This window comes from Streptomyces sp. NPDC004658 (assembly GCF_040609555.1).
Classification (GTDB): domain Bacteria; phylum Actinomycetota; class Actinomycetes; order Streptomycetales; family Streptomycetaceae; genus Streptomyces.
The window spans coordinates 1-5,521 of sequence record NZ_JBEXKG010000281.1; the positions used below are offsets into that span (position 1 = coordinate 1).

At 77.0% G+C, this 5,521-nt stretch carries 4 protein-coding genes; 1 reads left to right on the forward strand and 3 read right to left on the reverse strand.

Going from position 1 to position 5,521, the window contains the following annotated elements; translation table 11 throughout:
• Positions 1 to 899, reverse strand: an 899-nt coding sequence (locus tag ABZV94_RS39765; RefSeq protein WP_356349679.1) for a transcription antitermination factor NusB, incomplete at its 3' end; no start/stop codon positions are given.
• 67 nt (positions 900 to 966) lie between these two features.
• Entirely contained in the window at positions 967 to 1,899 is a 933-nt protein-coding gene (gene fmt, locus ABZV94_RS39770) for a methionyl-tRNA formyltransferase (protein WP_356349681.1), read from the reverse strand.
• Between the two features lie 276 nt (positions 1,900 to 2,175).
• Here fmt and ABZV94_RS39775 point away from each other — a divergent pair, with 276 nt between their 5' ends.
• The gene (locus ABZV94_RS39775; RefSeq protein WP_356349683.1) at positions 2,176 to 2,709 is read left to right on the forward strand and encodes a hypothetical protein; all 534 of its coding nucleotides are present in this window, start codon (positions 2,176 to 2,178) and stop codon (positions 2,707 to 2,709) included.
• 443 nt (positions 2,710 to 3,152) lie between these two features.
• Here ABZV94_RS39775 and ABZV94_RS39780 read toward each other — a convergent pair whose 3' ends face one another.
• Complete coding sequence (locus ABZV94_RS39780) at positions 3,153 to 5,300, reverse strand: primosomal protein N' (protein ID WP_356349685.1); 2,148 nt, start codon at positions 5,298 to 5,300, stop codon at positions 3,153 to 3,155.
• Positions 5,301 to 5,521: the final 221 nt, after the last annotated feature.

Below are 5,521 nucleotides of genomic sequence, written 5' to 3' on the forward strand. Positions count from 1 at the left end.
GCGGCCAGCAGCGCGGCCTTGCCGCCCGGCCCGGCGCATCCGTCCAGCCACTTCTCGTCCGGGCCGTCGAGCGGGGCGTTCGCCAGCGCGAGGGCGACCAGCTGGCTGCCCTCGTCCTGGACGCCCGTGCGCCCCTCGCGCACGGCCTCGACCGCGCCCGGCTCCCCGCCCTCCGCGAGCCGCACCGCGTACGGCGACCAGCGCCCGGGCACGGCGGCGTCCTCGCGGAGCAGTTCCTCGGTGGTGGCCCGGCCCGGCCGGGCGACCAGCGTCACCTCGGGCCGCTCGTTGTCGGCCGCGAGCAGCCGCTCGATGCCGGCCCGGCCGCCGCCGAGGGAGTCCCAGAGCGCGGAGACGACCCAGCGGGGGTGCGAGTGCACCACGGCGAGGTGATCCTCGGGATCCTCGTCGTAGGGCGGCGCGACCTTCTCGATCCAGCCGTCCAGATCGTCCTGGGCCACCTTCCGCAGCACGGCGTTGACGAACTTGGCCCGTCCGTCGCCGAGCACGACCCGGGCCAGCTCGACCGTGGCGGACACGGCCGCGTGCGTGGGGATCCGCGTGCCGAGCAACTGGTGCGCGCCCAGGCTCAGCACGTCGAGCACCGGCGGGTCGACCTCGCGCAGCGGCCGGTCGACACAGGCGGCGATGACGGCGTCGTACGTGCCCTGCCGGCGCAGCGTGCCGTACACCAGCTCGGTGGCGAGGGCGGCGTCCCGGGCGTCGAAGTCGCCCTGCTCGCGGGCCTTGCGCAGCAGCGGCGGCAGCACGAGGTTGGCGTACGCGTCCCGCTCGTCCACCGCGCGCAGCGCCTCGAAGGCCAGGATGCGGACGGGGTCCTTCTGGGGACGGCGGTAGGGCTTGGCGGGCTTGCGGAGCCGCCGGGACTGCTCGCTCACGAAAAAGGTGCTCCGGGTGTGAAGAGGGGATGCGACTCCAGCGTACGTCGCCGCACCCGTGGGCCCGTCAGCCGCCCAGCGTCTCGCCCTCCGCGATGCGCACCCCGCGGGCCCAGTCGGCCGCGCGCATCGGCCTCTTGCCCTGGGCCTGCACCCAGAGCAGCTCGACGGCGTACGACCCCGTGCCCACGTGAACGCTGTTCTTGCCCACCGCCAGCCGGCCCGGCGCGAGGTCCGTCCGCCCGGGCACCGGCGTGACCTGGACGAGCTTGAGCCGCTCGCCGCGGAAGGTGGTCCAGGCGCCCGGCGCGGGCGTGCAGCCGCGCACGACCCGGTCGACGCGCAACGCGGGCGCCGCCCAGTCCACCTGGGCGTCCTCGACGGTGATCTTCGGCGCCACGGTGATGCCCTCGGCGGGCTGCGGTACGGCCTTCAGCGTGCCGTCCTCGATGCCGTCCATGGTCGCGGCGAGCAGCCCGGCGCCCGCGAAGGCGAGCCGGGTGAGCAGGTCGCCGCTGGTGTCGGTGGGGCGGATCACCTCGGTCACGGTCCCGTAGACGGGCCCGGAGTCCAGCCCCTCCTCGATGAGGAACGTGGACGCCCCGGTGATCTCGTCGCCCGCCATGATGGCGTGCTGCACCGGCGCGGCGCCGCGCCAGGCGGGCAGCAGCGAGAAGTGCAGGTTGACCCAGCCGTGGGCGGGGATGTCCAGGGCGGCCTTCGGCAGCAGGGCGCCGTAGGCGACGACCGGGCAGCAGTCCGGGGCGATCTCCCGCAGTCGCTCCAGGAACTCCGGGTCCCTGGGCTTCAGCGGCTTCAGCACCTCGATCCCTGCCTCCTCCGCCCGCTCGGCCACGGGCGACGCGACCAGCCTGCGCCCGCGCCCGGCCGGCGCGTCGGGGCGCGTGACGACGGCGGCCACCTCGTGCCGCCCTGAGGCGAGCAGAGCGTCCAGAGCGGGAACGGCGACCTCGGGGGTACCGGCGAAGACGAGCTTCATGGGCGGGATCGGGCCTCTCGGGCGGGGGTTGGCGGGCAGCGCACCAGTCTATGGCCACGGACGTGGGCATGCCGACGGCGACCGAGCCCCGGGGCGTCCGGCGTCCCGGCCGGTGGGGCGCGGGGGTGCACGGGCGGGAGAACGGCGTACGCATATGCCCGTACGCCCCCACCCCGTGACCAGCGGAGCGTAAGCGCGTTGGTCAAGAAAGAGTTGACCACATCGGGCCGCTTTCGCGGCCCAATTCCTTTCAACGCCGGTTCGAGAGGCTTGTTCATGGCCGACCACGCAACCCACGACGCCCAGGCCCGGGCCAGCCTGCACTTGCTGGTGCGGGACATCGAGAGGGTCCGCCGGCAGGTGGACGCGCTGCGCACGCTCACCGCCCAGTTGGGCAACGTCTACCGCCCGCGCCGCTCCGGCCCGTCCACGGGCTTCGTCGTCTACGGACGCGCTCCCGCCCCGACGGTCCGCCTCGCCCAGGAACTCCGGGACAGTGTCGAAACCCTGGTCACGGCCGCCGTGGACTTCGACCGCTCGCTCGGCTTCTCGTGGGACGCGGTGGGCTCGGCGCTCGGGGTCACCAAGCAGGCGGTGCACCGCCGGTACGGCGCCCGCCGCGCCGCGGCCCAGGCGGCGGCCGAGGCGGAGCGGACGCCGGAGCCGTCCGGCACCCGCACGATCAACGTGAACACGGGGCTGCCCACGGTTCCCGCGGCTCGCTCCATGCCGACGCAGCCGACGGCGGGCAGCCCGACACTGCGCGACGACGCGCGCCCGACGGCCTTCCCGGGCCCCCGCAACGGCTGACGCCCCCCACCGCTGCCCTCCCGCACCACGCCCGGGAGGGCAGCCACGAGCCCACGTCCGCCTCGGACCGCCGCCCGCGGCCACATGTTTCCCCTGGGCGGGCGCCTCGCCGGGGGCCGACGCCCGGCCACCGCCGATCCGTACACGGAGCATCCGCGCTGGGCCCGGTCCGGCGTTCCCCAGGTGGGCCCCCCGCCGGCGCCCAGGCGCCCGGCAACCGCCGATCCGCACTCCCCACTCACCCCGCGCCATGCCCGCGGCCTCGGCGCTCTACAGGACTCGCGGCCACCGCGGAGCCGCTGCCCCGACACCCCAGCCCGCTGCCCTCCCGGACATTCGGCCAGAACCCGCGCCCGCCCGGGCCCCAGTCACCGTTCCCCAGGCAGGCGCCCGGCAGGGCCCCGCGCCCGGCCGCCGCCGACCGCGCTCGGCTCACTCCCCCGTCACCCGATGTCCGGCGGATCGATCCGTACCCGGACCGCCTCCCCGCTCCCCCGCGCCATGCGTGCCGCCTGGGCGGTCTTCAGGGCCGCGGCCAGTGCGGAGCCGCTGCCCGGCGGTACGCGGACCAGTGCGCGGTCCCAGTGTTCGCCGGGCGGCGGGGCGCCGGGTCTGCGGGCTCCGCCGGGCGGGGGCGGGGGCAGCGGCACCGGCCCCAGCACCTCGGCGTCCGGCGGCAGGTCGACCGCCGCCAGGAACTCGGCGACGGCCGTGGGCGGTCCGGAGACCGCCGCCATCCGGGACACCGGCGGGAAGCCCAGCTCGGCCCGCTCGGCCAGCTCCCGTACCGCGTGCCCGACGGGGTCCCACCGCACCAGCGCCTGGACGGGCCGCAGGGTCGGCTCGGCCACCACGACCACCGTGCCGCCCTCGCTCTGGGGCCGCACCAGCGCGCCGGCCGCGATCCACCGGCGCAGGGCGTCCTCGCCGGCCCGCAGATCGGGTCGTACGAGCATGGCCCAGCCGTCCAGCAGCAGGGCCGCCGCGTAGCCGCCCTCGGCGACCGGTTCGGCGCCCGGGGTGCTGACGACCAGCGCGGGCGCGTCCGGGACGGTGTCCAGCACATGCTCGCGCCCCGAGGTGCGCACCGGTACGGCGGGGAAGGCCCGCCCCAGCTCCTCGGCGGTCCGGCGCGCGCCCACGACCTGGGCGCGGAGCCGGAAGCCGCCGCACTCCGGGCAGTGCCAGGCGCCCTCCTCGCGCCCGCACCACCCGCAGCGCAGCACGCCCGCGTCCTGTCCCTGGAGCGGTCCGGCGCAGTGCCGGCACCGGGCGGGCGCCCGGCAGCGGGCACAGGCCATGCGGGGCGCGTAACCCCGCCGGGGCACCTGTACCAGCACCGGCCCGTGCCGCAGCGCCTCACGGGCCGCCTGCCAGGCGAGCGTGGGCAGCCGGGCGGCGCGGGCGGCCTCGTCGCGCGCGAGGTCGTCGTCCCCGACCGTCCGGACGAGGGGCGCGGTCCGGCGTACCTGGTCGCGCCCGGCGACCAGCGGCCGGGCCCAGCCGCTCTCGACGAGCTGGGCCGCCTCCACGGTGCAGCTCCAGCTCCCCAGCAGGAAGGCGCACCTGTCGAGTGCGGCGCGCAGCAGCAGGACGTCGCGGGCGTGCGGCTGCGGCGCGTGCGGCTCGCTGTGGCTGTCGTCGCCGTCGTCCCAGATCGCGACGAGCCCCAGGTCCTGGACGGGCGCGAACATGGCCGCCCGGGTCCCGACGACGGCACGCACGGAACCGCGCCGCACCGCCAGCCACTGTGCGTACCGCTTCTCGGGCCCGGCGTCGGCGGTGAGCAGCGCGTGCCGGCCGGTGCCGAGCAGCGCGGTGAGCGCGGCGTCGACGCGCGCGGCGGAGCGCCCGTCCGGTACGACGACGAGCGCGCCGCGTCCGGAGGCGAGGGTGGCGGCGACGGCGCGGGCCAGCTCCTCGCTCCACAGCGGTCCCGGCAGCGCGTTCCACACGGCCCTCGGCGCCCCTCCGGAGGCCAGGGCGTCGAGGAAGGCGCCCCCGTGCTCGTACCGGCTCCAGGAGCCGTGGTCCGGGGCCTGGGGCGGTGGCAGCGGCTCGGGGGACGGGCGCTGCTCGGCGCGGGCGCTGCGCGGGGGCACGGCCAGCTGGAGGACGTCGGCGAGGCTGCCCGCGTACCGGTCGGCGACGGCCCGGGCGAGGCCGAGCAGCTCCTCGCTCAGCACCGGCTCGGGCGACACGACCTGGGCGAGCGCGGCCAGCGGCCCGGAGTAGTCGGACTCGGCGCGCCGCTCGACGAGGAAGCCGTCGATGAGCCCGCCGCCCTCCCGGCGTCCGTCGCGCACCCGGTGCCGCCCGGCCCCGAACCGCACCCGCACCCGCACTCCGGGCTGGGCGTCCGCGTCCAGCTCCGCGGGGACGGCGTAGTCGAAGTACCGGTCGAGGTGCAGCACGCCCTTGTCGACCAGCACCCGGGCGACCGGCAGTTCCCCGGCGAGCGCGGCCCCTCGCCAGGTGCGGGGCTTGGCCCGCGGCACCTTCGCCTTCCGCACGCTCTCCCGGATGAGCGCGAGCTGCTCCGGCGGGGCCCCCTCGGCCCCGCCACCCCCCGATGCGTTCTCGCTGCTCACGCTTGCATTCTTGCAAACCCCACTGACAACGCGGCCGGTGCGCGGGGCGACAGCGACGCCGAGGCCCGGCCCCCGAAGGGAGCCGGGCCTCGGCGAGAGCGGGTGGGCCGGGTTACAGGCCCGCGGCCTTGCGCAGGGCGTCCACGCGGTCGGTGCGTTCCCAGGTGAAGTCGGGCAGCTCGCGGCCGAAGTGGCCGTACGCCGCCGTCTGGGCGTAGATC